The organism is Clostridium sulfidigenes (genome assembly GCF_000732635.1).
GTDB classification, from domain to species: domain Bacteria; phylum Bacillota; class Clostridia; order Clostridiales; family Clostridiaceae; genus Clostridium_J; species Clostridium_J sulfidigenes.
The window spans coordinates 353637-377972 of the sequence record NZ_JPMD01000001.1; the positions used below are offsets into that span (position 1 = coordinate 353637).

Annotated in this window: 21 protein-coding genes and 2 pseudogenes; 20 read left to right on the top strand and 3 right to left on the bottom strand. The window is 29.3% G+C overall.

The window, feature by feature from the left end; genetic code table 11:
* Window positions 1-25: 25 nt before the first annotated feature.
* On the bottom strand, window positions 26-1423 hold the full coding sequence (locus IO99_RS01795; protein ID WP_035129423.1) for a putative DNA modification/repair radical SAM protein: 1398 nt from the start codon (window positions 1421-1423) through the stop codon (window positions 26-28).
* A 161-nt stretch (window positions 1424-1584) separates the two neighbouring features.
* On the opposite strand from IO99_RS01795, the gene IO99_RS01800 reads away from it, so the two are divergent.
* Both IO99_RS01800 and IO99_RS01805 read left to right on the top strand, forming a co-directional pair.
* Window positions 1585-1968 carry a hypothetical protein gene (locus tag IO99_RS01800; RefSeq protein WP_035129425.1) on the top strand — a complete coding sequence of 128 codons (384 nt, stop codon included), beginning with the start codon at window positions 1585-1587 and terminating at the stop codon, window positions 1966-1968.
* A gap of 88 nt (window positions 1969-2056) precedes the next feature.
* Window positions 2057-2773 (top strand): EcsC family protein, encoded by a 717-nt coding sequence (locus IO99_RS01805; protein ID WP_035129427.1) that lies wholly within the window; start codon window positions 2057-2059, stop codon window positions 2771-2773.
* Between the two features lie 117 nt (window positions 2774-2890).
* Here the strand turns inward: IO99_RS01805 and IO99_RS01810 are convergent, their stop codons facing one another.
* The gene (locus tag IO99_RS01810) at window positions 2891-3292 is read right to left on the bottom strand and encodes a hypothetical protein (RefSeq protein ID WP_035129429.1); all 402 of its coding nucleotides are present in this window, start codon (window positions 3290-3292) and stop codon (window positions 2891-2893) included.
* Window positions 3293-3543: 251 nt separating this feature from the next.
* On the opposite strand from IO99_RS01810, the gene IO99_RS01815 reads away from it, so the two are divergent.
* The 18 genes and pseudogenes from IO99_RS01815 to IO99_RS01900 all read left to right on the top strand — a co-directional run bounded on the left by IO99_RS01815 (window position 3544) and on the right by IO99_RS01900 (window position 22380).
* Complete coding sequence (locus tag IO99_RS01815; protein WP_051823827.1) at window positions 3544-4725, top strand: zinc metalloprotease; 1182 nt, start codon at window positions 3544-3546, stop codon at window positions 4723-4725.
* 210 nt (window positions 4726-4935) lie between these two features.
* Window positions 4936-5601 (top strand): CpXC domain-containing protein, encoded by a 666-nt coding sequence (locus tag IO99_RS01820; protein WP_035129431.1) that lies wholly within the window; start codon window positions 4936-4938, stop codon window positions 5599-5601.
* 379 nt (window positions 5602-5980) lie between these two features.
* Complete coding sequence (locus IO99_RS18605; protein WP_242844063.1) at window positions 5981-6808, top strand: CAP domain-containing protein; 828 nt, start codon at window positions 5981-5983, stop codon at window positions 6806-6808.
* 475 nt (window positions 6809-7283) lie between these two features.
* Window positions 7284-8948 (top strand): ribonuclease J, encoded by a 1665-nt coding sequence (locus tag IO99_RS01830; protein WP_035129432.1) that lies wholly within the window; start codon window positions 7284-7286, stop codon window positions 8946-8948.
* A 139-nt stretch (window positions 8949-9087) separates the two neighbouring features.
* Window positions 9088-9744: an SIMPL domain-containing protein gene (locus IO99_RS01835; protein WP_035129434.1), complete on the top strand. Its 657-nt coding sequence runs from the start codon at window positions 9088-9090 to the stop codon at window positions 9742-9744.
* A gap of 122 nt (window positions 9745-9866) precedes the next feature.
* Window positions 9867-10349, top strand: a complete 483-nt coding sequence (locus tag IO99_RS18220; protein ID WP_051823829.1) for a DUF6241 domain-containing protein — start codon at window positions 9867-9869, stop codon at window positions 10347-10349.
* A 239-nt stretch (window positions 10350-10588) separates the two neighbouring features.
* Entirely contained in the window at window positions 10589-11875 is a 1287-nt protein-coding gene (locus IO99_RS01845; protein WP_035129436.1) for a hypothetical protein, read from the top strand.
* Window positions 11862-12533, top strand: a complete 672-nt coding sequence (locus IO99_RS19390) for a DUF6320 domain-containing protein (RefSeq protein ID WP_035129438.1) — start codon at window positions 11862-11864, stop codon at window positions 12531-12533. The genes IO99_RS01845 and IO99_RS19390 overlap by 14 nt, the downstream gene beginning before the upstream one ends.
* Window positions 12534-12543: 10 nt before the next feature.
* Window positions 12544-13464 carry an alpha/beta hydrolase gene (locus IO99_RS01855; protein ID WP_035129557.1) on the top strand — a complete coding sequence of 307 codons (921 nt, stop codon included), beginning with the start codon at window positions 12544-12546 and terminating at the stop codon, window positions 13462-13464.
* A gap of 41 nt (window positions 13465-13505) precedes the next feature.
* Window positions 13506-14283, top strand: a pseudogene (locus tag IO99_RS01860) (GNAT family N-acetyltransferase).
* 5 nt (window positions 14284-14288) lie between these two features.
* Window positions 14289-14742, top strand: a pseudogene (gene def / locus IO99_RS01865) (peptide deformylase).
* A 418-nt stretch (window positions 14743-15160) separates the two neighbouring features.
* Complete coding sequence (locus tag IO99_RS01870; protein ID WP_035129440.1) at window positions 15161-15859, top strand: LptM family lipoprotein; 699 nt, start codon at window positions 15161-15163, stop codon at window positions 15857-15859.
* 482 nt (window positions 15860-16341) lie between these two features.
* Window positions 16342-17115 carry a GNAT family N-acetyltransferase gene (locus IO99_RS01875; RefSeq protein ID WP_035129442.1) on the top strand — a complete coding sequence of 258 codons (774 nt, stop codon included), beginning with the start codon at window positions 16342-16344 and terminating at the stop codon, window positions 17113-17115.
* A 183-nt stretch (window positions 17116-17298) separates the two neighbouring features.
* Window positions 17299-17832, top strand: a complete 534-nt coding sequence (locus tag IO99_RS01880) for a GNAT family N-acetyltransferase (RefSeq protein ID WP_035129444.1) — start codon at window positions 17299-17301, stop codon at window positions 17830-17832.
* Window positions 17833-17889: 57 nt separating this feature from the next.
* Window positions 17890-18519, top strand: a complete 630-nt coding sequence (locus IO99_RS01885) for an NUDIX domain-containing protein (protein ID WP_198028540.1) — start codon at window positions 17890-17892, stop codon at window positions 18517-18519.
* A 146-nt stretch (window positions 18520-18665) separates the two neighbouring features.
* Window positions 18666-19355: a Crp/Fnr family transcriptional regulator gene (locus IO99_RS01890; protein WP_035129448.1), complete on the top strand. Its 690-nt coding sequence runs from the start codon at window positions 18666-18668 to the stop codon at window positions 19353-19355.
* 221 nt (window positions 19356-19576) lie between these two features.
* Entirely contained in the window at window positions 19577-21226 is a 1650-nt protein-coding gene (gene hcp / locus IO99_RS01895; RefSeq protein ID WP_035129450.1) for a hydroxylamine reductase, read from the top strand.
* Between the two features lie 260 nt (window positions 21227-21486).
* Window positions 21487-22380 carry an AraC family transcriptional regulator gene (locus IO99_RS01900; protein ID WP_035129452.1) on the top strand — a complete coding sequence of 298 codons (894 nt, stop codon included), beginning with the start codon at window positions 21487-21489 and terminating at the stop codon, window positions 22378-22380.
* A 49-nt stretch (window positions 22381-22429) separates the two neighbouring features.
* Here the strand turns inward: IO99_RS01900 and IO99_RS01905 are convergent, their stop codons facing one another.
* Window positions 22430-23977, bottom strand: a complete 1548-nt coding sequence (locus tag IO99_RS01905; protein ID WP_035129454.1) for an ABC-F family ATP-binding cassette domain-containing protein — start codon at window positions 23975-23977, stop codon at window positions 22430-22432.
* Window positions 23978-24336 lie beyond the last annotated feature (359 nt).

Below are 24336 nucleotides of genomic sequence, written 5' to 3' on the forward strand. Positions count from 1 at the left end.
AACACCACCTATAACTTTATTATATTTATAGCTCTCCAGTTATATAGGAACCTCTATCCTCTAGAAGTAAAGTTTTATCTAAGGAATTTATATCATCTTGGGAGGATGGGGATAATATAAGTTTATTATATTCCTTATCTAAAATTGGTATAGAACTGTTATTATAGTTAAAGCCAAGAAAGCTTAATTGTTCATACCTTTCATTTTCAATATAGTTTAAGTCAATTTTAGGTTTTAGTACAGATCTTACTTTTTCTTCATCTAAATCCACAGAACCGTAATACTTACCTTTACATACTATAAAGTATTGAGCTCGTTTTAAAACAACTCCTAATTTTTTTAAATCCTGAAAGGTGAGAAAACCAATTCTTCGAGCACTAATTATCTTTTTAGCGCCTCGAATACCTATACCAGGTATTCGAATTAATAGTTCATAGGAAGCTGTATTAATTTCTAAAGGAAAGATATGAAGATTATTTAGAGCCCAATTAGTTTTAGGATCAAAATTTATATCAAAATTTGGTGTTTGTTTATTAAGAAGTTCTTCAGCTTTAAAACCATATACCCGTAGTAACCAATCTCCTTGATAAAGTCTATGCTCTCTAAGGGTAGGTGGGGTTTTGAAATTGGGTAAATTCTTACCATTATTCACTGGAATGTAGGCTGAATAATAGACCCTTTTTAGTAAGAAGTTGTTATATAGATTTTCTGTAAGATTTAAAATATCTAAATCATCTTCTTTAGTTGCACCTACAATTAATTGAGTACTTTGTCCACCAGGTACAAATAAAGGAGCTTTTTTAGACAGCTTTCTCTCTCCATTACTTATAATTATGTTATTTTTTATAGATTTCATAGGGGTAAATATATCCTGTTTATTTTTTTCAGGGGCTAGAAGTTTTAGGGAATTATTAGATGGAAGTTCAATATTAACACTCATTCTATCTACATATTGGCCAGCTTCTTTTATTAGATTTTCATCAGCTCCTGGAATAGCTTTAAGATGAATATATCCACGAAAATTAAAATGATTTCTTAACCTTTTTACAACTGATGTTAATAGTTCCATAGTGTAATTAGGATTTTTGATTACTGCTGAGCTTAAAAATAATCCTTCAATATAGTTTCTTCTATAAAAGTTCATAGTTAAGTTTATCACTTCATCTACGGTAAAGGCAGCTCTTTCTACATCATTAGTTCGCCTATTAATACAATAGGCGCAATCGTATATGCAGTAATTAGTTAATAAAATTTTTAAAAGAGATATACATCTTCCATCTGGAGTAAAGGAATGACATATACCACTAGGAGCAGAAGAACCTAAAGCACCTTTGATTCCTCGACGACTAGAACCAGATGAGGAGCACGATACATCATATTTTGCTGCCCCACTTAATATTCTAAGCTTTTCACTAATCTCCATTTAAACTCACCTTCTACAATAAAATAGGTAATCCATATAAGAATTATAACAGAACGTTTGTTCGAGGTCAACAAAATAAAATTTATTTTTTGTAATATAGTGTGACTTATTTGAAGCATCATACATAACATAAAATATAGCAAGAATTATGGAGTTATTAAATGAACAATTGTAAAGATAACTATAATTGTAAGGATAAATGTGATTGCAATGATAATTGCAACTGTGATTGTAAATATGATTGCAATTATGAGTGCGATTGTGATTGTGATTGTGATTCCACTGACGGTGGAGTAGGCGGAGTTGTTGATGCCAAGGAAGTTAGATGTCAAAGAAAGGAAGATAGACTACTAATATTAATATTAATACTTCTTTATTGTCAAAATGTATATACAAACTCTCAATACTATAGATGTATTAATAGTCAAATGCTAAATTACATGATGTGCTCAAATCGTCAGTTAATGTGTACAATTTTATGTATGTCTCAGAACTTAGTAGATAGCATAGTAGATTGTTGTGCTAATCAAAAAAATCGTAAATAAGAGCAGAGTAATCTGCTCTTTTACAATTGGTTAAAAATATATGAAGTGTGATAAAATAAAGTATATATTTAAGAAATAAGGTGATGAGATGGATATGTACGAAGATATAATATATGGAGAGCTATTAGAGTGGAAAAGGGAAATGATGAGGAAACCTACTATTGGAAATAAGCTTTCTAAAAATATACAAGATAAAATGAACGGATTTATTCCGGAAAAATTTCATGTTATGGTTACAGAAGTTATAAAGAATATGGTTAAAGTAGTTATTTTAGGGTCTGAATATACTACATTGGAACCTATAACATATATGCCTATAATAGAAAGAGAAATGTTAGTAAAGGAAAAGATTCAATTATATAGAAAGGTAGCAACAGTAAGTGGTGCTAGCACAGGATTTGGTGGTTTTTTTATAGGGTTAGCTGATTTTCCTATTTTGTTAAGTATAAAAATTAAGTTGTTATATGAGATTGCTAGTATATACGGTTATGACACAAAAGATTATAGAGAAAGATTACACCTTCTTTACATATTTCAAATTGCTTTCTGTAGTGATAAAAGAAGAATAGAAGTATTTCACATATTAAATAATTGGAAATCATATTCAGATAAGTTGCCTTTGGATAAAGAAAACTTTGATTGGAGGATCTTTCAACAGGAGTATAGGGATTATATAGATTTAGCTAAGTTTTTTCAGCTTGTACCAGTTATAGGAGGAGCAGTAGGAGCTGTAGCTAATTATAAGTTAGTAGAAAAGCTAGGTGATACTGCTATGAATGGATATAGATTAAGATATTTTCATTAGAACAGTAAAGTTTATAATTCTAATTTCAATAAAATATCTTAAGAGAATACATCTTAAATATTATATTGTTGTAGGATAGTTTAGATTAAATAAAATAAAAAAGTCGGAATGTGAAATTTAATCTACATCCCAACTTATTTTAAAACTCCCGCTATGATCTCCTTCAACCTGTATTTTGTATTTTCCATCATGAGGTATGACTATAGTTTGAATTAAAGAATTATCTATATTTTCGATTTTATATAGTGTGTGGTCATCCTCATCAATTAGTAATATAGCCAAGTTTCCACCTTCATTTTCAACCTTTATATTAAGAGTTAACTGGTCATCCATGTCTAACTTAAGAATTTTGTATTTATAACCCTTAAAGCTTTTATAAGTCATTTCTATAGAGCTCTTTGAAGAGTGTTCCTTAGCTTTATTAGTTTTGTAGTTGCCATCAGTGGTTGAACATTTGTTGAGTAGCACTATAATAATTAATATACATAGGAGTAGTAGGAGTTTAGTTTTTTTAGCCATAAATAACCTCCACATACGCATCTAATATATTTATATAAAAATAATAAAGAATTATGCCTAAATTATCTATAAATTATATTTTAAAATTTTAAATAGAGCCATTTACTAAAAGTGCATAATATACTTTAAAAGAAACATATGTACTATATCTTATCTATATAAACCATAGTATATATAGACAAGATAATATATAATTTAATATGAATACAAACTTGTATTCATATTAAATGTTAATAAAACGGAGGTTTTTAATGATTAATGAAAAAAAAGAAATAACTAAAAATGGAAGTAAAAAGAAAAGCAACTTTTTAACTGGGCTTATGTTTTTAGTAGTTTGTGGAGCTATTGGAGCTGGTATAGGGTTTTTATCTGCAAGTTATTTTAAAAGTTTTATGGATACCTATATCAAAAGTGATAATTTTCTTTTGGAATTACTTAAATACTATGGACTTATACTAATATTTTTCTTAGGGTATATAATTCATATTATTATTCATGAAGCAGGACATCTTTTATTTGGATTTATCACAGGATATTCTTTTGTATCCTTTAGGATAGGATCTTTAACTATAATTAAAGACAAAGATAAAATAAGCTATAAAAAGTTTGGTATACCAGGCACAGCAGGTCAGTGTCTTATGATGCCTCCAGAAATAAAGGATGGAAGATATCCCTTCATAATGTATAACTATGGCGGAGGAATAATGAATCTAATAGTAGCAGGAGCGGGTATATTACTAGTTGTTTTAATAGAAGGAATTCCTGTTTTGATTTCAACAATACTAATATTAATTAGTGGAGCAGGTATATTTGCAGCCCTTACTAACATAATTCCATTAAAGGTTGGAGGAATTTCTAATGATGGATATAATGTTATATCTATGTTGAAAGATGAAGATGCAAGAAGAGGGTTTTATTTACAACTTAGGGTTAATGGACTACAATCACAAGGAATGCGAATTAAAGATATGGAATTGGAAGAATTTAAGTTGAATGAAGGAAGTAACTTAGTGAATCCACTCAATTCTTCACTTAAACTTATGGAGTACAATTGGTATTTGGATAATATGGATTTTACAAGGGCAAGAAGGTGTATTGAAGATTTTACACCATGGATTAATAAGATAATCCCATTGTATAGAAATGAAATAAATTGCGAAAAAATTTTTTTAGAACTCATAGGTGATTGCAATAAGGAGTTTATTGATAGCATATATGATAAAAATCTTAAAAAATATATAAAAGCTTCTAAATTTATGATAGGAAAAAAGAGAATAATGATGGCTTATGAAACTTTCTATAATAATAATAATGAAAAAGCATTAGGTTATTATGAAGAGGCCATAAAGTTATCTGAGAAGTATCCAGTTAAAGGGGATGCAGAAATGGAGTTAATGCTGGTAAATTGGATTAAGGAAATTAAGAATATTTAATCCATGTCTACCAGCTCAAGTGGGGTTGAAAGCTATGTCTATATAAGATGTAGCTTTTTCTGTTGTATTTATAGAAAAAGGATAAAATTGGAGATAAAAGTTTTAAAATTTAGAAAATAATGCAGTTACATTTACAACGTAATGTGATAAAATATACAATATAGATATAAAACTTTTTCTAAGGCTATTAATAAAAAGAGGGGGATACTTATGGCTTTAAAGAGGAATGTGGAAGTAACCTGTCCAAATTGTTTGATAAAAAGCAACATTAAGTTATGGAATAGTATTAATGTAACTATAGATGAAAGAATAAAAGAGAAAGTATTAGATAATGACTTTTTTAAATTTAAATGTCCTATATGTGGACATGTATCAACCTTTGAATATGATTGTTTATATCATGATATGAATAAAAGAGAGATGATATATTTGATAACAAATTATAGTAGAGATAACGATGAATTAGCTAAAGAGCTAGAAGTATTATCAGATGAAATCTTACCTCGATTTGGTAATAATTACAAACTTAGAATTGTAACTAGTAACTATGATTTAATAGAAAAAATTAAAATTTTAGACTGCAATTTAGATGATAGAGTTATGGAAATATATAAATTATATTATATTACTAATTTAGTAGACACTAATTTGGAACTTTGTACTAAAAAGATATATTTTGATTATGATATTATTAAAGATAGTATGTTTTTTATACTTATAGATGAAAAAGGGGAAACACCATTGTACAATATAGATATGAAAATATATAATTTTATAAGAGATAAATACTTAAATAATATAGAGAAAAGGGTATACAAGGGTTTTCAAGCTATTGATGAACAGTGGGCAATTGGGATTAATGAATATAATAATTAATGATTTAGTATAATTAAGGCGGTATAAATACCGCCTTTTTATTATTAATTTTTAAAAATATTAAAAAATATGGAAAATTATAATGAAAAACATTCAGATATTCATAGATTTTATAAAATTATTTTTAGTAATTTTATCTATGGATATTTTTACAAAAATCCTGAAATCCAGTAATATTCTTATTTTGGTGTTGGTTAATAAATCCATTATGAATAATGGTTACCTTTGGAGGATAATGTATCATTCATTAGAAATTATCAACCATTATAAAATTAAAATTTATATGTTATAACTATAGGACAAGGTGGTTAGACGTAAAAGTACATTAACTACTAGAAAAGTGGACAAGTTATTAAGTCCAAATATAGGAGGAATGGAAATGAAATCGAGAACATTATCAATATTAACATTATTATTAGTAGGAAGTACATTCGTAGGTGGAGTACAAGCTGAAGCTGCTGTAAAGACTAAAAGTCAAGTGAAAACTGTGAGTTATAGAACTATAAGTAACAATCAATATGGCAATTTAGATTATACTAAATTTATGAGTGGAAACTTTACAACTGACTTTGAAGCTATGAAAAAGATTATAATAAATCAAAATAATTGTACTACTGTACCAAGTACACCGTCAAAAGACCAAGTAAAGGAACCAGTAGTGGAACAACCAACAACAGAACCAACTACCAAGCCAACGACACAACCATCAACAGGGCAGGATACGTCAACTAAAACTCCTGTTACTGAAGCACCAGTTGTGCCTGAAACACCAGTAGTACCAGAGGCACCAGTTGTTAATGAGAAGTTTATGGCTCAAGTTGAACAAGCTATATTTAATAAAGTAAACGAAGAGAGAGCTAAAGCTGGAGTAGCGCCTTTAACTTATAACAAAACTATGGAAAAATATGCTAGAATTAAATCTCAAGATATGGGAGATAAAAATTATTTTAGTCACCAAGACTTAAGTGGAAATCTTATAACAACTAAAATGAAGGCTGATGGAGTTTCATATAGAGCTTGGGGAGAAAATATAGCATATATAGGGGGAGTATCTGACCCAACTGCATTAGCTAATCAATTTATGACTAACTGGATGAATTCAGAAGGTCATAGAAAAAATATACTATCAACTAATTTTGAAAGTATAGGTGTAGGTGTATATAAAGCTGGTAATAGAGTTTATGCAACTCAAGAGTTCTATAAATAATAACAGATAAATTTTAAAAATAAAATATACATTTTCCCATAAAATTAAAAAATATCCCTTATTGCAGATAATAAAGCTGCAATGAGGGATATTTTTATTAACTTTAATTTTACTAGTTTTTATTTCTTGTAGTAGTAAATTCAGTATATTTCTCTATGAAGATTAATATATTTTACTATATAAATTATTAATTTAGGAGGAAGATATGTCTAGAGGTAGGGGTAAGGAAGATAAAAAGGCAGCTAAGAATGCTGGCAAGGATAAGAAGGGTGACAAGAAAGTCAAGAATAAGAATGAGTTAAAGAAGAAAAAATAAACATAGTATTTTAAATCTATAAAAAAGTATAAGGGCTATCTCAAAGTTGGGATAGTCTCTTTGTTTACTATAAAAAATAATTAAATTAATAAAAGTATTTAAATCCATACTATAACACATAATAAATGTATATTAATTAATGTTAAAGGAAGGGATTTTATGGAAGGGAAAAAATGTGTTAAAGTAATACCTCTGGGTGGATTAGGTGAAATAGGTAAAAATATTACTGCTATTGAATATGATAAAGACATTGTAGTTATAGATTGTGGTATAGCATTTCCAGATGAAGAAATGTATGGGGTTGACTTAATCATACCTGATATAACTTATTTAATGGATAATAAAGAAAAAGTAAAGGCTTTTGTTCTTACTCATGGACATGAAGATCACATTGGTTCATTACCTTATATTTTAAAACAACTAAATATTCCGGTGTACGGAACTAGATTAACCTTAGGTATATTAGGTAATAAACTAAAGGAACATTTTTTAGAAAATGAATATACCCTTAAAACTGTGGAAGCTGGAGAAACTATAGAATTTGAAGATATTAAAGTTGAATTCATAAGAAATACCCATAGCATAGCTGATTCTTGTTCCTTAGCTATACACACTCCTATTGGGAACATAGTCCATACTGGAGATTTTAAAATTGATTATACACCTATAGATGGTTTGGTTATGGATTTAGAAAGAATATCTGAATTGGGAAAAGAAGGGGTATTGCTTTTAATGGCAGATAGTACTAATGTAGAAAGACAAGGTCATAGTTTATCAGAAAAGTCTATAGGACAGACCTTAAATAGAATTTTTTCTACAGCTACTGGAAGAGTGATAGTTGCAACCTTTGCCTCCAATATACATAGAATGCAACAAATAGCTGATGCTTCAGTTAAGTACAAAAGAAAAATTGCCTTTAGCGGTAGAAGTATGGAAAATATATCTACTGTAGCTATGGAGTTAGGTTATTTACATATTCCAGAAGGAACTATGATAAATGTAGATGACATAAGAAATTACAGAAATGAAGAAATAACTATAATAACTACAGGTAGCCAAGGAGAGCCTATGGCAGGTCTAGCGAGAATAGCTTTTTCAAATCATAGAAAAATTCAATTAGAGCCTGATGATCTATTTATTATCTCAGCATCTCCTATACCTGGGAATGATAAGCTTATATCTAAAGTTATCAATGAACTTTATAAAAAAGGCGCAGATGTTATCTATGAAGCTTTAGAAGATATCCATGTATCTGGGCATGCTTGTCAAGAAGAGTTAAAATTAATACATTCATTAGTTCATCCAAAGTATTTTATGCCTGTTCATGGAGAATATAGGCATTTAAAACATCACAAAGATCTGGCTAAAAGTTTAGGTATGGAAGATAAGAATATATTTATAATGAATACTGGAGATATACTTCAGCTTTCTGAGGATGAAGCAAGAATATCTGGTAGGGTTCATACTGGAAGGGTACTTGTAGATGGTATAGGAGTAGGTGATGTAGGCAACATAGTACTAAGAGACAGAAGGTATTTAGGTCAAGATGGTATGGTTGTTGTAGTTGTAACTATAGAGAAGGAAAGTTATAGTATATTAGCAGGACCAGATATTATAACTAGAGGTTTTGTTTATGCCAAGGAAGCAGAAGATATGATCAATAAAATTAGAGATATAGCAAGAGAAGAAATTGAAAATTCTTTATCAAATAATCAGATAGAATGGTATGTATTAAAGACTAATGTAAAAAGATCCATAGAGAGATTCTTATATGATGAAACTAAAAGACGACCAACTATATTCCCAATAATTATGGAAGTATAATATACTAATGTTTAAATAACATGCTACAGATAATAGTTCTCTGTGGCATGTTATTTATTTTATAATAGCTATTAGTAATATTTAAATCCTAATTTAATAAATTTATACTATACAAATTTATTAAATTAGGAGGGGTATTATGGAAGAAAGAGTTATAAGTGTGAAAGGAAAGGGTAAAGCATCAATACCACCAGATACAATAGAAATTAATATGATATTAACTACGTTAAAACCTACCTATGAAGAAGCTATGAATGCTGCTAGTAGAGACTTGGATGAATTGAGGTTATGCTTAAGGAGTGCAGGTTTTGATAAAAAAGATATAAAGACTACAAATTTTAGAGTTGACACTAAGTATGAAAATATTTCTGATGCAAATGGAAATTATAGGAGAGTTTTTGTAGGATATGAAGTTACCAATAACTTAAGAATTGAATTTGAGCAAAATGCCATGATGTTAACTAGAGTCCTTAATGCTCTTGCAGGTTGCAAAGCAACACCTGAGTTTTCTATAAGGTATAAGGTTAAAGATGATACAGAAGTTAAGGATTTACTTTTGGAAAGAGCTGTAGAAGATGCAAGATCAAAGGCTAAAGTAATGGCAGAGGCTGCAGGGGTAAGATTAGGAAAGGTACTAAGTATAGATTATAGTGGGAGTGATATTCAATTATACAGGGATATTTATAGCATAAATAAGAACCTAATTTCTACAGGAGGAGCTCCAAACATTGATTTGCAGCCTGATGATATAGATGTAGAAGATACAGTGACTGTAGTTTGGAGGATGGAAAGTTAATTTATTATGGTATTATAAGAGTAGTTAAGCCTTAGAAATAAGGCTTTTTTTATAAAATCATTGAAAAGTATATGGAGTTATTGATACAATTATTTACATATAAGATAAAAGGGGGTAAGTGTATGAAGGGTTTTTTTAGAAAAAAGTCGGTTATCATTTTTATTATAGTAATTCTTGTAATAATAGCTGCTGTATTTGGGGTAACTTATCTAATGGATAAAAAGTCAGGAAAGTTAACAGCTAAAGAAAATCAACAGGAAATAAAATCAATTAATGAAGAGATATCAAAAGAAGATTCTAAGGAATTGAAGCCAGCAGATTATTATCCAGAAGCAGATGTTTATGATATAATGCATAGAATGGCTAATACTAAGATAATTGCAGAGAATAATAAAATTTGGGGAGAATTACCCATGGAAAAAGAAGAAATTCAAAATTTGAAAAGTATTGTAGAAAAGATAAATTACGAGGATAGAGAAAAACTGTTAGATATTTTAAATAGATGGGAAAAAGGAGATTTCTCTCAGGCGGATAAGGAGCATAATTATGTATGGGAAAAGTTAGGTGGAACTATAGGACGAGCGGTAGGTATAAAAGCTGATTAAAAGGTATAGAATTTTTATTCTATACCTTTTAATATTTTTTCAATAATATGGCTAGAATACAAAGGCAGATTAGAATTTTAATTATATATTTAGATTAAATTTTATGTTAATTTTATATAAAAATGTTTATAAAAGTGACTAGCTAGATGCAAGCTAATGAAAGTATAGATTAAATTTGGTATAATAATTAGTAATTAGGAATTATTATATTAACAATAGTTAAGAAAGAGTGAAGATAAATGAATAAAAAAAGTCATCAAACAAAGTGGAGACGATTAGATAATACAGCAAAAATATTTCCTGTCATTGCTAATGAAAACTTAAGTAATGTATTTAGAGTGTCTGTCACTTTGAAGGGAGATGTAGTACCAGAAATTTTACAGCAAGCATTAGAAGAGGTACTTCCATGGTTTGATGGATTTAACGTAAGGCTTAGAAGAGGTTTTTTTTGGTATTACTTTGAAACTAATAAAAAAATGCCCATAGTAGAAAAAGAAGCTACTTACCCATGTAAGTATATAGACCCACGTAGTAATCAGCAATTTTTATTTCGTGTATCTTACTATGAAAAAAGAATTAACTTAGAGGTTTTTCATGCCATTACAGATGGAATGGGTGCTATTAACTTTTTAAAGGAACTTACTTATCACTATGTAGAACTACTTAAAATCAAGGATTCCTCTAAAAAAGTTACAAGGAGACCCAGTAGTGAATGTATACTTGATACTGAGGATAGTTATTTAAAAAATTATAAGAGGTTAGCTAAGAAACCCTATAGTACTAAAAAGGCTTATCAGTTAAAGGGAGAAGTACTATATCTAGATACAGTAAGTGTTATTCATGGTTATGTTGACCTAGCAGGACTTAAATCAAAATGTAAAGAAAAAGGAGTAAGTATAACTAGATACTTATTGGCGTTATTGATATGGTGTATTTATGAGGAATACTTAAATAAGCAAAAATATGAAGACCCTATATCAATTAATTTACCTATTAATCTTAGATCTTTCTTTGATTCTACAACTACTATGAACTTCTTTGCTGTAACAGCTATAGAATTTTTATCTGATGGAAAAGAGCATAGTTTTGAGGATATTCTTTTTATGGTAAATAAACAGATGGATGAAAATATAACTAAAGAGAAGCTGGAAGAAACTATTTCTTATAATGTATCCAACGAGAAAAAACCTTTAGTTAGATTTGCTCCACTAGTCCTTAAGTATATTGCATTACAGTTGGTTTACGGAAGAATAAGTAGGGGAAATACTATGACTCTATCTAACTTAGGATATATAAAGGTTCTCCCAGAATTTGAGGAGTACATAGAGAACTTTCATTTTATTATAGGTGTATCTAAAAAACAAAAAATGAAGTGTGGAGTATGCTCTTATAAAGATAAAGTGGTAGTGACTTTTTCCTCAGTGTTAGGAGATACATATTTGCAAAGAGCTTTCTTTAGAGCTTTAACTAAAGAAGGAATTGGTGTAACAATAGAAAGTAATGGTGTATTAAATGAAAAGGTGTAGAAGATGTCAAGTAAACATATTGGATGAAACACATACTTGCCCTCTATGCAGGAGAGTATTAGAGTATGATGAAATGAATGAAGAATCCACAAGAATGTATCCTAATGTTGAGTTTGATATAGGTAAATATAACAAAATAAAAAGAATTTTTTTGTTTATATTAACTGTAGTTTCTGTAGTTTTAGGTTTTATTAATTATATTACCTACTCAGGAGTTATATGGTCTTTAATTGCGGTGGTTGGAATTATATATTTTGGAGTTACAGTTACCTATTCCATTATGAATAATGCTAATTTGGCTTCTAAAATATTAGTTCAAACCATAGGAGCTGGAATACTAGTTGTAGTCATTGATAATGTTACAGGATACATTGGATGGTCTGTGAACTATGCAGTCCCTGCCATGATACTATTTGCTAACTTAGCAATTGTGCTTCTTATGATAGTTAATCCAATGAATTGGCAAAGTTATTTTATGTATCAAATTGCTATTACTATTTTTAGCTTTATTCCTTTGATACTATTTTGGGTAAAATTAATAGATAGACCGTTTTTAGCTATTTTAACTAGTGGAATTTCAATTCTTATTTTAATTGGTACCATAGTTTTTGGGGATAGAAGCGTAAAAAATGAATTAATTCGCAGATTTAATACCTAGGAGAGAGAAGATGAAAGAGAAAAAGATTAGTATTCGTGGAAATTTAGTTAGAGAATTAATTAATAATATTACAGATACTTCCTTGGGGGAACCAATTCAAACAGGAAAATTTAGAAAGCATCCTGTAGAACCACCTTGGAAGTGTCCTAATGGATATTTATATGAAAAAATAGAGTTAGATAATTTTGTTATGGAATACTTAAAGCCAGAAGAAAAATCTAACGGAAAAGTAATTCTGCAACTTCATGGTGGAGGCTACATTGGTCCCATGAAAAATGTGTATAGAAGATTTGCAGTAAATTATTCAGAACTAGGTAAAAGTACAGAGGTTTTAACTATTGATTATAGAGTAGCTCCAGAGAATCCATTTCCGGCAGCATTAGAAGATGCAATAGCTGCTTATCAGTGGCTTATAGAAGAAAAAAATTTTGAATCAAAGAAAATCATGGTAGTAGGAGATTCTGCTGGAGGAGGATTAGCATTAGCACTGTGTCTTTACCTAAGGGATAATGAAATTTCTCTTCCGGCAGGAATTGTAGTTATGTCACCTTGGAATGATTTGACTCATAGTGGTACAAGTTATATAGAAAATTATGAGATTGATCCTCTTTTTGGTAAGACTACAAACAATATGCTATATGATTCAGCATATGTAGGAGATAATAATCCTCATAACCCGTATATATCACCGGTATATGGAGATTTTACAGGATTTCCACCAATGCTTATGCAAGTGGGAACCCATGAAGTTCTTTTAAGTGATACTCTCACTGTGGCAGAAAGGGCAAGAAATCAAAAGGTTAAAGTTAAATTATCTGTTTATGAAGGTATGTTTCATGTGTTTCAAATGGCAGGAGATTTAATTCCGGAAAGTAAAGCGGCATGGAAGGAAGTTGGAACTTTTATAAATAAAATTTGGAAAACTAAATAGTGATAATAGATTTAACTATTTTGGGGAAGGGGAATAAATCATTGAATATTATTACTGTAAACAATGAAAATATTGAAAAGGAACATATTTGCTGTGCTATTGCTGATAAGAAAGGTGAATGCCAAGTGTCATCGAAGAAAGCATGGATGAAGGCTAGGTTCGCTGATGGATTAGTATTTAAAAAAGGCGATGTAAGAGGTAAAGTTTTTATTGAGTATATACCTGCCGAAAAAGCTTGGTGTCCTATTATTGCAGAAAAGTACATGTTCATTAATTGTATTTGGGTATCTGGTCAATATAAGGGTCAAGGGATTTCTAATAAATTATTAGATGAATGTATTGCAGATAGTAAAAACAAAGGAAAAAAGGGATTAGTAATCCTATCTTCAAATAAAAAAAAGACCTTATTTAGCAGATAAAAAATATCTAATCCATAAGGGGTTTTTAATTGCAGATAGAGCAGAGCCTTATTATGAACTATTATATTTACCTTTTAAAGAAGGAGAAAATAAACCTTTCTTTAGGTCATGTGCAAAGGAAGGTAAAATAGATGAAAAGGGATTTGTACTTTATTATAGTAATCAATGTCCTTTTACAGCTAAGTATGTACCTCTTGTTGAGGAAATTGCTAAAAGTATGAATATTAATATGCAGGTTAAGAAATATAAAACTATAGAAGAAGCACAAAATTCACCAACCCCATTTACTACCTATAGTTTATTTTATAATGGACAATTTATAACGAATGATATCTTAAATGAGAAAAAGTTTATTAAAATATTAGAAGAAAATCAAGATTACAGTAAAGTAGAGGTATAGAATAAATGGCATTAAGAAAAATTAGACTTTCAAATGATGAGATATTAAGAAAAAAAAAGCAAAGTGGTTGAAAAGGTAGATGATAGAATTAGATTAATCTTAAATGATATGGCAGATACTATGTACAATACAGAAAATGGTGGTGGCTTAGCTGCTCCACAAATAGGAATATTAAAAAGATTAGTAGTGTTAGATATGGGACAAGGATTAATAAAACTAGTAAATCCAAAGATAATATACAAAGAAGGAGAACAAAAGGTGGTAGAAGGTTGTTTAAGTATACCAGATACTTGGGGAAAACTAAAAAGACCAGCGAAGGTTATAGTGCAAGCCTTAGATGAAAAAGGTGAAGAAGTGACATTTACCGGTACAGGTGACTTAGCAAAATGTTTCTGTCATGAGATTGATCACTTAGATGGAATACTCTTTACGGATCTTGTAACAGAATATGTAAAATAATATAGTGTATTAGTATCAATAGAATATTTTTAATTTAGACAAATTATTTACTTCCTATTTATAGATAATATTAAATAAAGTTACCTTGTTATAACCTAAACAACAAGGTAGCTTTATTTTTTAATTATATTTAAAATATTTAACATTGATATATTAGAGTATATTTAATTATTTGCCTAATTTATATAAATTTTTACAAAAAAACAAGATTAATATGTTATTTAACAAATAATTGTAGTATAATATTTTCTGTGGACTACCTATATTACAAGATAAAAAAATTATTCAAGTGAAGGATATTAAAATTACTAATTATATTAGAGTTGAAATTATTTTCGCTGAAATGAATGTTGTATAGTGAGGTACATAGTCTAAAGAATAATATTCTTGAAAAAGAGAATCTACGAGGAGGAACATTATGAAAAAAATTATATCTCTTTTACTAAGCGCAACACTTTTAATATCTCTTGTTGGTTGTGGAAAAGAATCACCTGATACTAATACCAAGAATAATACTAATACTACTGAAGCTAAGGCTGAGGGAAAAGCAAAAGATGTAAGTGAAGAAGCTAAAGAAACGGACACTAACAAAAAAGCTTCAGTTGGTATGAATTCTGCTACTGATTGGAAAAAAATGACTTTGGCATTTGATGGTGCTCTTTATACAATTCCGTTTGATTACAGTAAGATTGAAAAAGAGTGGACTTTTAACTTAGCAGACTATGGTCATGATGATGGTTATGTTATGAACAAAGGGGATAAAGTTTCTAGTACTATTGATTTAAAAAGTACTAAGTATGATGCGAAGATAGACGCGGGTTTTGAAAATACTACAGATGGAGCAAAAGATATTAAAGAATGTCAGATATGGTCAATGGGTATGGATATTACATATGCAGATAGCTATCCTGAAATTGAATTGCCAGCTGGAATAACATGGGGAAGTACGAAAGATGATATTGTAGCTGCATATGGTGAGCCAGATGAAGAACCTTATCGTGCTGAAGATTTAGGATATTGGGCATATACCTACTATCAGGACTACACTCATAAGTTAGAACTAACCATTTATGATGACAGGGGGCTTGTAAACTTTTCATATCAAATTTATAATTAGGTTAAATTACGGCTAAGGTAGTAGCTGTTAGTTAGCTATACTTATCACTGTAAATTTAAGAGACAATCTTCTGTATATAGGAGATTGTCTTATTTTATAATTATTTTGAGTTATTGGTATAAATAAATAATAAATAAATTTTATAGCTTCATTAAAATATTGTAATTTTAATGAAGTATTTTAATAAGAAAAATATAAAATTAAGGAATTATATAGGTTTTAAAAAACTTAAAATAAAATTGTATAAAGTATCTTTATACACAAAAAATATTTAATGTAAAATAAAGAATATTATAACAACATATTTTATTATGATATATAATTTAAATAGATGTTTTATGGTAAAGAGAGGTACTTAAGGGTGGATGATCAAAATATACAGAATAAAATAATAAGTATAGAAAAGTCGATTGAGTTTGATAAGGCTTTTATTTATGATTTAAAGGTCGGTTTAAAGTGATAATTACATTGGGGGGGGTAATTTGAATTTTGAAGTTGTTTTAAGAGAAAAGTACTTAGAAAATCCCTGCTTATTTCAGCCAACGGCGTTATGGAAAACTGTAAAGATGACTTCTTATTTTAAAAAGGAAATTAAAGTTAATAATAATGAAGTTGTATATCTTATTATAGAAAATGAATCTATGCTTCATACCTATTGGTCTAGTAGTGAATATAGTATATATCCTAAAATTAAAGACAACTATGAAATGATGATTTTGCATGATAACTTTATTGATAAATTTAATACATTAGATTTTATAGACGAAAAGTATTTTAAACTTATTCATAATCTCAAAAATGTTCATAAGGAAGAATTAGATAGAAGATTCTCATTTCAGACTGTGAATATACCAAGAGAAGTGGATATAGTATCAGATATAATTTGCAAATGTTATACAGATATTAGAGTAACTCCTGAGGAAGTTTTAGAGTGGACTAAAGAAAAAGTCTTTGATAATAGTCTATGGGTTTTGGTGGTGGATAATATAAAAGAAATACCTATTGCTTTAGGTATAGCTGAATGTGATGAAGATATTATGGAAGGTTCCTTGGAATGGATACAAGTACTGCCTCAATATAGGGGGTATGGAATAGGGGTTGCTCTTGTAAATTTTTTATTATTGATACTTAAAGAAAAATCTAAATTTGTTACTGTATCAGGAAAAATTGATAATAAGACAAACCCGCAAAGGATGTATCGTAAATGTGGATTTCAAGGAAATGATATTTGGCATATTTTAAGAAGAAAATTATAGATAAGGCTTATTTTAAAAATTAATGAACCTTTAGCACATGTACTTTTAAATAGCAAAATTCTTGAAACCCGCATGAATAGAACAACTATTTAACTATTTAACTAGTTTCATAGGTAAATAGTTAAATAGGAGAAATTTTAAATAGTTATCTATGAAAAATTTTAAATAGTTAGGAGAATATTTATGTATAATATCCGCTATGCTACTATTGATGATGCAAAGATACTAGGAGAAATTCATTCTAAGTCATGGAAAAGTGCCTATAGAGGTATTGTTCCAAATGAAATTTTAGATAATATAACTTCTAGTAAAAGAGAAATATATTTTAAGAAGGCTCTATCAGAAAAATGGGAAGAGGATGCCATTATATTTAAAGAAGATGTACCTATTGGATTAATATGTATAGGTAAATGTAGAGATGATGATAAGAAGGAATTAAGTGGAGAAATATGGGGTATATATTTATTGCCTCAGTATTGGAGCATGGGAGTAGGCTCAGAATTAATTCGGTGGGGAATGAATGAATTAAGAAAAAGAAGCTATAAGGAGATAACTTTATGGGTTCTTGAAGAAAATATTAGAGCTAGGAGATTTTATGAGAAAATTGGTTTTTATCATGATGGAACAGTAAAGGAAATTAATATTGGTAAGGAGCTAAAAGAGTATCGTTATGTAAAAGAAATTGAACAATTAAAGGAGGTGACTTTTAGGCAATGAGCCTAAAAATAAATTATGACAACTCAAAGAGAAAAAGTAAATTCTAGAGGTGAGACCTTGGAAAAATTTTTGGAAAGATATAATCCGGAGAAATATAAGAAGCCTGCAGTGACAGTGGATACTTTAATATTTACTGAGAAAAAGGTGCATGAAGAAAAAAATCAACTACAAATATTATTAGTGAAGAGAAAAGATCATCCTTGTATAGGTAATTGGGCAATTCCTGGAGGGTTTGTGAATATGGATGAAGACATAGAGGCGGCAGCTCTTAGGGAATTGAAAGAAGAAACCAATGTGGATGATGTTTTTCTAGAGCAACTATATACCTTTGGAAACGTAGAAAGAGATCCACGGGATAGGATTATAAGTGTTTCATATGTTGCATTAGTAGATTATGATAAATTAAAACCTAAGGCTGGAGATGATGCAGCAGAGGTGGCTTGGTTTAGAGTTGAAAAAAATTTTTTATATTCTAGTCAGGAAGAAGGTACCTATAGACTAATTTTTTATAATGATGAAAGAAAAATAAAAATAGAATATTTAGTATTAGAAAAGGGTGTTAAAAAAGGAAGTAGTAGAAGCAGAGAAGTATATATAAAACCTTCAATGGAAAATACAGACTTATTAGCTTTTGACCATGAAAAGATGATTAATTTAGCTATTAACAAGCTAAATAATCTTAGGTAAACTAATAAACTTATATTTTAAAATTGTTAAGCAAATGAGGAAAAAAATCTTTGTCTTGTAACACTTATTACAGCAATTTATAGTGCTATGTGATATTATATTACAAAATGAAGAAATAAAGGATTAGTAAGGAATGGTGAAGTCTTATGGATGAAAAATGGATTAATCAGTTATTGAGCATTGAGTTATTTAAAGATATTGAAAAAGAAGAACTTAAAAGTGTATTAAGTTGTTTAAAGTCTAGCATAAAAAACTATAAAAAAAGAGATATAATAACTATTGAAAAAGATAAATTAACTGGGATAGGAGTAGTTTTAGAGGGTGAAGTAAGTGTTAGTAAGGAAACTTTAGATGGTGATAGAGTTATGATGTCAAGAGTAAAAAGAGGAGATTTATTTGGAGAAATAGATGCTTTTTCTAAGGATGGATGGCTTTCAACTGTAGAGGCGTATACTGATTGCACTATCCTATTTTTACATCCAGATAAGATTGTAGGAGTGTGCAATAAAGCGTGTGAGGGACATAAAAATTTAATACAGAATATGTTACAAATAGTAGCTAAAAAAGCTCTTAGTTTAAATGAAAAGGTAGAAATTCTTTCATTAAAAAGTATAAGAAAAAAAATTAGCACATATTTGATTCAGCAATATAGTATTAATAACAGTCTTATCTTTGATATACCTTTAAAGAGAAATGAATTAGCTGAATATATACTTGTATCTAGACCTTCCCTTTCAAGAGAACTAATAAATATGAAGGAAGAAGGAATTATAGATTTTCACAGAAGCTCCTTTAGAATTATTGATCTAAAAAGTTTAAGAGAATGTCTAGGATAAAGAGTTATTCAAAAGAGACTTTCTCAAAATAGATTTTTCTATTTTGAGAAAGCCTCTTTTAATATCTATATTATGATTATAGATTTAAAATCTATAATTATAAAATTTACAAATATCTAACAATGGTATCCTGAGATACCGAAATTAAGTATGAAATTACATATTATATTAATATAGATTAAAAAAACCAATTAAAACAAAATTTTAAAGGAGGTTTTTAAATGAGTATGTTTTGTTATCAATGTCAAGAAACTGCAAAAGGTACAGGCTGTACAATAAGAGGTGTATGTGGAAAGACAGAGAAGGTTGCTAACTTACAAGATTTAATGATTTATTCACTAAAGGGAATTGCTATTTTTCAGCAAAAAGGATTAGAAAAAGGTATAAGATTTCCTAAAGCTAATCATTTTATAGTAAGTGGATTATTTATGACTATTACAAATGCTAATTTTGATGATTCTGCATTTGTTGAAAAAATAAAGGAAGCTATAGAACTTAGAGAAGAAGTTAAGAAAGAATTACTGGATAAAGGAATAAATTTAGGAGAATTACATGATGCTGCTACTTTTGTAGTACAAGGTGATTTAGAGCTTTTAGAAAAATCAAAGGCTATTGAAGTTGGAATATTAGCTACTGAAAATGAAGATGTACGTTCTCTTAGAGAATTAATTATTTATGGTGTAAAAGGTATGGCAGCATATGCTGAACATGCATTAAATTTAGGAAAAGAAAATGAAGAAGTTTATGATTTTATGGTAAAGGCATTAGTAGCTACATTAGATAATACATTAAGTGCAGATGAACTAGTTGCCCTTACTTTAGAAACAGGTAAGTTTGGTGTGGATACTATGGCAATGCTAGATGCTGCCAATACAGGTGCTTATGGAAATCCAGAAATTACTGAAGTAAATATAGGAGTTAGAAATAACCCTGCTATATTGATATCAGGACATGATTTAAAGGATTTAGAAGAGCTTTTAGAACAAACAAAAGATACAGGTGTAGATGTCTATACTCATGGTGAAATGTTACCAGCTCACTATTATCCATTCTTTAAGAAATATTCTAATTTTGTAGGTAACTATGGTAATGCTTGGTGGAAACAAAATGAAGAATTTGAACCTTTTAATGGGCCAATACTGTTTACAACAAATTGTATAGTACCACCAAAGGAAAGTTATGCAGATAGAGTTTATACCACAGGTGCTACTGGATATCCAGGATTTAAATATATTAAAGATAGAGAAGATGGAAAAGCTAAAGACTTTAGTGAAATTATAGAACATGCTAAAAAATTACCATCACCTAAAGAAATTGAAAAGGGTAAAATTGTAGGCGGTTTTGCTCATGCACAAGTATTTGCTTTAGCAGATAAGGTAGTAGAAGCTGTTAAATCTGGTGCCATTAAGAAGTTCTTTGTTATGGCTGGTTGTGATGGAAGAATGAAATCAAGAAATTATTATACAGAGTTTGCAGAAAAATTACCAAAAGATACAGTAATATTAACTGCAGGATGTGCTAAATATCGTTATAATAAATTAAATCTTGGCGATATAGGTGGAATTCCAAGGGTTTTAGATGCAGGACAGTGTAATGATTCTTACTCATTAGCTGTAATAGCTTTAAAATTAAAAGAAATATTTGAACTAAATGATGTAAATGAACTTCCTATAGCTTATAACATAGCGTGGTATGAGCAAAAAGCTGTAATAGTACTTCTAGCATTACTTTATTTAGGAGTAAAAAATATTCATCTAGGACCAACACTTCCAGGATTTTTATCACCAAATGTAGCAAAAGTATTAGTAGAAACTTTTGGGATTGCAGGCATAGGAACTGTGGATGAAGATTTAGAAATGTTTTTAGGATAATATATTTACCCCTGATTAACCCCTAATATATTTATCCTAAACTTATAAATATATGATTAAAAATAAAGGTATTGACTTTATATATTAAGTTAATACCTTTATTTTTGTATATAAGTTAATCTATATAAGTGAAATAATAATATAGAAATATATTTTAGTGTAATATATAATTAAAGTTAAATAATCTTGCAGAAGAGGACAAGAACTGCAAGGTTTAATGCTTTATAACTTGATATACTTTTATTAAAGGGGGGATAAATATGGAACTTTTAGATAAAATGAATAGAGCCATTGAGTATATGGAAAGTAATATAACTAATAGAATTGATTATGAGAAAGTAGCTAATGAAATTGGGTATTCAGTGCATCACTTTCAAAGAATGTTTTCTTTTATTACTGACATTTCAATGGTAGAGTATGTTAGACGTAGAAGGATGACTATGGCAGCTTTTGAACTGCAAAACAGCTCTATGAAGGTTATCGATATTGCACTAAAGTATGGGTATGAATCACCAGAGGCTTTTACCCGCGCATTTCAGAATTTGCATGGCATAACTCCTACAACAGCAAGAAATAAGGGAATAAGTCTAAAAGCATATCCACGTATATCCTTTCAAATTTCTATTAAAGGAGTAAGTGAAATGAAGTATAGAATTGAAACAAGAGAAGCTTTTCAAGTTTATGGCATTGAAAGAATATTTGACACGAATTATGATGAGAATTTAAGAGAAATACCCAATTTTTGGGATGAAGTATTAAGTAATGGAGAATGTGACAAATTAGCTGAATCTACAGGCAATTTAAATAATCAAGGGGAATTATGTCCAGTAAATGCAATATGCGAATATAGAAAAACTGGTGGAACCACTTTCCCATATATGATATGTGCTTTAAAGAGTGATAAAAGTGATACCACAGGTTATAAAATAGTAGAGATTCCATCAGCTACTTGGGCGATTTTTACTTCGGAGGAATATGATATTGATGATGTTAGTACTGCTTTTCAAGATTTAAATAAGAGGGCACATACTGAATGGTTACCTACATCAACTTATAATAAATTAGAAGGTTATGATTTAGAAATGTATTATGAAAAAGAGAGTGGCAAAGGGTATTGTGAATCTTGGATTAGAGTGGAGTCTAAAACTGAATAAGGATATATAAATAAGGATCAGCTATAAATTTATAGCTGATCCTTACTAATTATACTAAAAGCTCTTCCATATTCCAAACCTGAGTTGCTAAATCTTTATAGAAATCAACTTCATGGCAAACTAAAAGGAGAGTACCCTTAAAATCAATAAGAGCTTTTTTTAGTTCAGCCTTAGAGATAGCATCTAAATGGTTAGTTGGCTCATCAAGTAAAAGCCAATTTGTTGGAGTTAAGGTAAGTTTACAAAGTCTAACCTTTGATTGTTCTCCGCCACTTAAAGTTTTTAGTTTTTGGTTCATATGCTCATTTTTAATACCACAACGACCAAGGGCTGCTCTTATTTCGCTCTGAGATTTTTTTGGAAAACAATCCCAAACTTCCTCAAGAGGAGTATGGTCTGAACCATGAACCTGTTGCTCAAAGTAAGCTGGGTACAGATAATCTCCAAGTTTTATATCACCATCTATTGGAGGTATTACTCCCATTATGGTCTTTAAAAATGTGGATTTACCTATGCCATTGCAACCTGTAATGGCAATTTTTTCACCTCTTTTTAAAGTAAGATCAAGATTTTTTATAAGTGGGTAGCTGTAGCCAATGGCTAGACTAGAGCTTATCATCACAAGGGAAGCAGAGGTTCTTTTAAAATTAAAGGAAAAACTAGGTTTAGGTGAAATTATTTTTGGTTTTTCTAGTTTTTCAATTTTATCAAGAGCCTTTTGTCTACCCTTAGCCATTTTTGCAGTAGAAGCACGAACTTTATTTTTATCAATAAAGTTCTGAAGCTTTTGAATTTCCTTTTGTTGAGCAGTATATTCAGCTATATATCTTTTTCTTTCCTCATCTTGTAGTTTTAAGAAGTTATCATAATTTCCCATATACCTTTTTATAGAGGAAAACTCTAGATTAAAAATTACATTTGTAATATTGTTTAAAAAGCTAGTGTCGTGGGATATGACCACAAAAGCATTTTCATAGTCATGTAGATATTTAGATAACCACTCTATATGCTCTTTATCTAGATAATTAGTAGGCTCATCTAAAAGTAATATATCAGGAGCTTCAAGAAGTAGTTTTGCTAGCATAACCTTAGTTTTTTGACCTCCACTTAAATTTTTAAAGGGAGTATCCATACCAAGGGCAGTTATACCAAGCCCTTTACACATAGTTTCAATATGCTTTTCAATATTATAAAACTCACTAGAATCCAGCCTATCTTGAAGATGACCTAATTTATTGATTAATTTATCATAGTCATCTACATCTCCGGTAGCTAACTTATTACTTATGAGTAAGATCTTTTCTTCTAATTCATAAAGATTTCTATAGGCTTCCCTTAAAACTTCTTTTATGGTTAAATTTTCGTTTATATCAGAATTTTGTTTAAGATATCCAATCTTACAGGAAGAAGCTTTAGTAAAAGTACCTTCATCGCAGATTAATTTTTCAGTTAAGATGTTAAACAGGGTAGTCTTACCAGCACCATTAACTCCAACAAGACCAGCGTGTTCGCCCTTTAGTAATCTAAGGGACATATTTTTAAAAATAGTTTTATCTCCAAAACTAAAGCTTAGATTTTCAATATTTAATATACTCATGTCTTTATACCTCCGTAAAATAAAAAAAGGAAAGAGGCTTTGCTCTTTCCTTAAAATTCATGTAAATTAATGCAGTGAAAATTATATTCTAAATCATAGTAGAGTAAAAAATTAGTTCTCATATTAGCTATAACAAAATAATAGTGTAGTGATACTAATTTAAATTTTAAATGATTTAGAGTATGAAAAAAGAGTCTTATCCTGTAAAAGATAATTCTATTCAAATGTTTAGGTAAAAAAGGGCGCAGTTATCCCGTTATTAACCTAAAACACTTACAAGAACTACCATTTTACACAATTCGACTCAACCTCTTTCTTTGCATTAATTTATTTTAAATATAATAATATTCAATATATTT

Excerpts from the sequence above, each read along its gene's own strand:
- IO99_RS01795 (WP_035129423.1), bottom strand. The coding sequence starts at position 1,423 with ATGGAGATTAGTGAAAAGCTTAGAATATTAAGTGGGGCAGCAAAATAT.
- IO99_RS01800 (WP_035129425.1), top strand. The coding sequence starts at position 1,585 with ATGAACAATTGTAAAGATAACTATAATTGTAAGGATAAATGTGATTGC.
- IO99_RS01805 (WP_035129427.1), top strand. The coding sequence starts at position 2,057 with ATGGATATGTACGAAGATATAATATATGGAGAGCTATTAGAGTGGAAA.
- IO99_RS01810 (WP_035129429.1), bottom strand. The coding sequence starts at position 3,292 with ATGGCTAAAAAAACTAAACTCCTACTACTCCTATGTATATTAATTATT.
- IO99_RS01815 (WP_051823827.1), top strand. The coding sequence starts at position 3,544 with ATGATTAATGAAAAAAAAGAAATAACTAAAAATGGAAGTAAAAAGAAA.
- IO99_RS01820 (WP_035129431.1), top strand. The coding sequence starts at position 4,936 with ATGGCTTTAAAGAGGAATGTGGAAGTAACCTGTCCAAATTGTTTGATA.
- IO99_RS18605 (WP_242844063.1), top strand. The coding sequence starts at position 5,981 with ATGAAATCGAGAACATTATCAATATTAACATTATTATTAGTAGGAAGT.
- IO99_RS01830 (WP_035129432.1), top strand. The coding sequence starts at position 7,284 with ATGGAAGGGAAAAAATGTGTTAAAGTAATACCTCTGGGTGGATTAGGT.
- IO99_RS01835 (WP_035129434.1), top strand. The coding sequence starts at position 9,088 with ATGGAAGAAAGAGTTATAAGTGTGAAAGGAAAGGGTAAAGCATCAATA.
- IO99_RS18220 (WP_051823829.1), top strand. The coding sequence starts at position 9,867 with ATGAAGGGTTTTTTTAGAAAAAAGTCGGTTATCATTTTTATTATAGTA.
- IO99_RS01845 (WP_035129436.1), top strand. The coding sequence starts at position 10,589 with ATGAATAAAAAAAGTCATCAAACAAAGTGGAGACGATTAGATAATACA.
- IO99_RS19390 (WP_035129438.1), top strand. The coding sequence starts at position 11,862 with ATGAAAAGGTGTAGAAGATGTCAAGTAAACATATTGGATGAAACACAT.
- IO99_RS01855 (WP_035129557.1), top strand. The coding sequence starts at position 12,544 with ATGAAAGAGAAAAAGATTAGTATTCGTGGAAATTTAGTTAGAGAATTA.
- IO99_RS01870 (WP_035129440.1), top strand. The coding sequence starts at position 15,161 with ATGAAAAAAATTATATCTCTTTTACTAAGCGCAACACTTTTAATATCT.
- IO99_RS01880 (WP_035129444.1), top strand. The coding sequence starts at position 17,299 with ATGTATAATATCCGCTATGCTACTATTGATGATGCAAAGATACTAGGA.
- IO99_RS01890 (WP_035129448.1), top strand. The coding sequence starts at position 18,666 with ATGGATGAAAAATGGATTAATCAGTTATTGAGCATTGAGTTATTTAAA.
- hcp (WP_035129450.1), top strand. The coding sequence starts at position 19,577 with ATGAGTATGTTTTGTTATCAATGTCAAGAAACTGCAAAAGGTACAGGC.
- IO99_RS01900 (WP_035129452.1), top strand. The coding sequence starts at position 21,487 with ATGGAACTTTTAGATAAAATGAATAGAGCCATTGAGTATATGGAAAGT.
- IO99_RS01905 (WP_035129454.1), bottom strand. The coding sequence starts at position 23,977 with ATGAGTATATTAAATATTGAAAATCTAAGCTTTAGTTTTGGAGATAAA.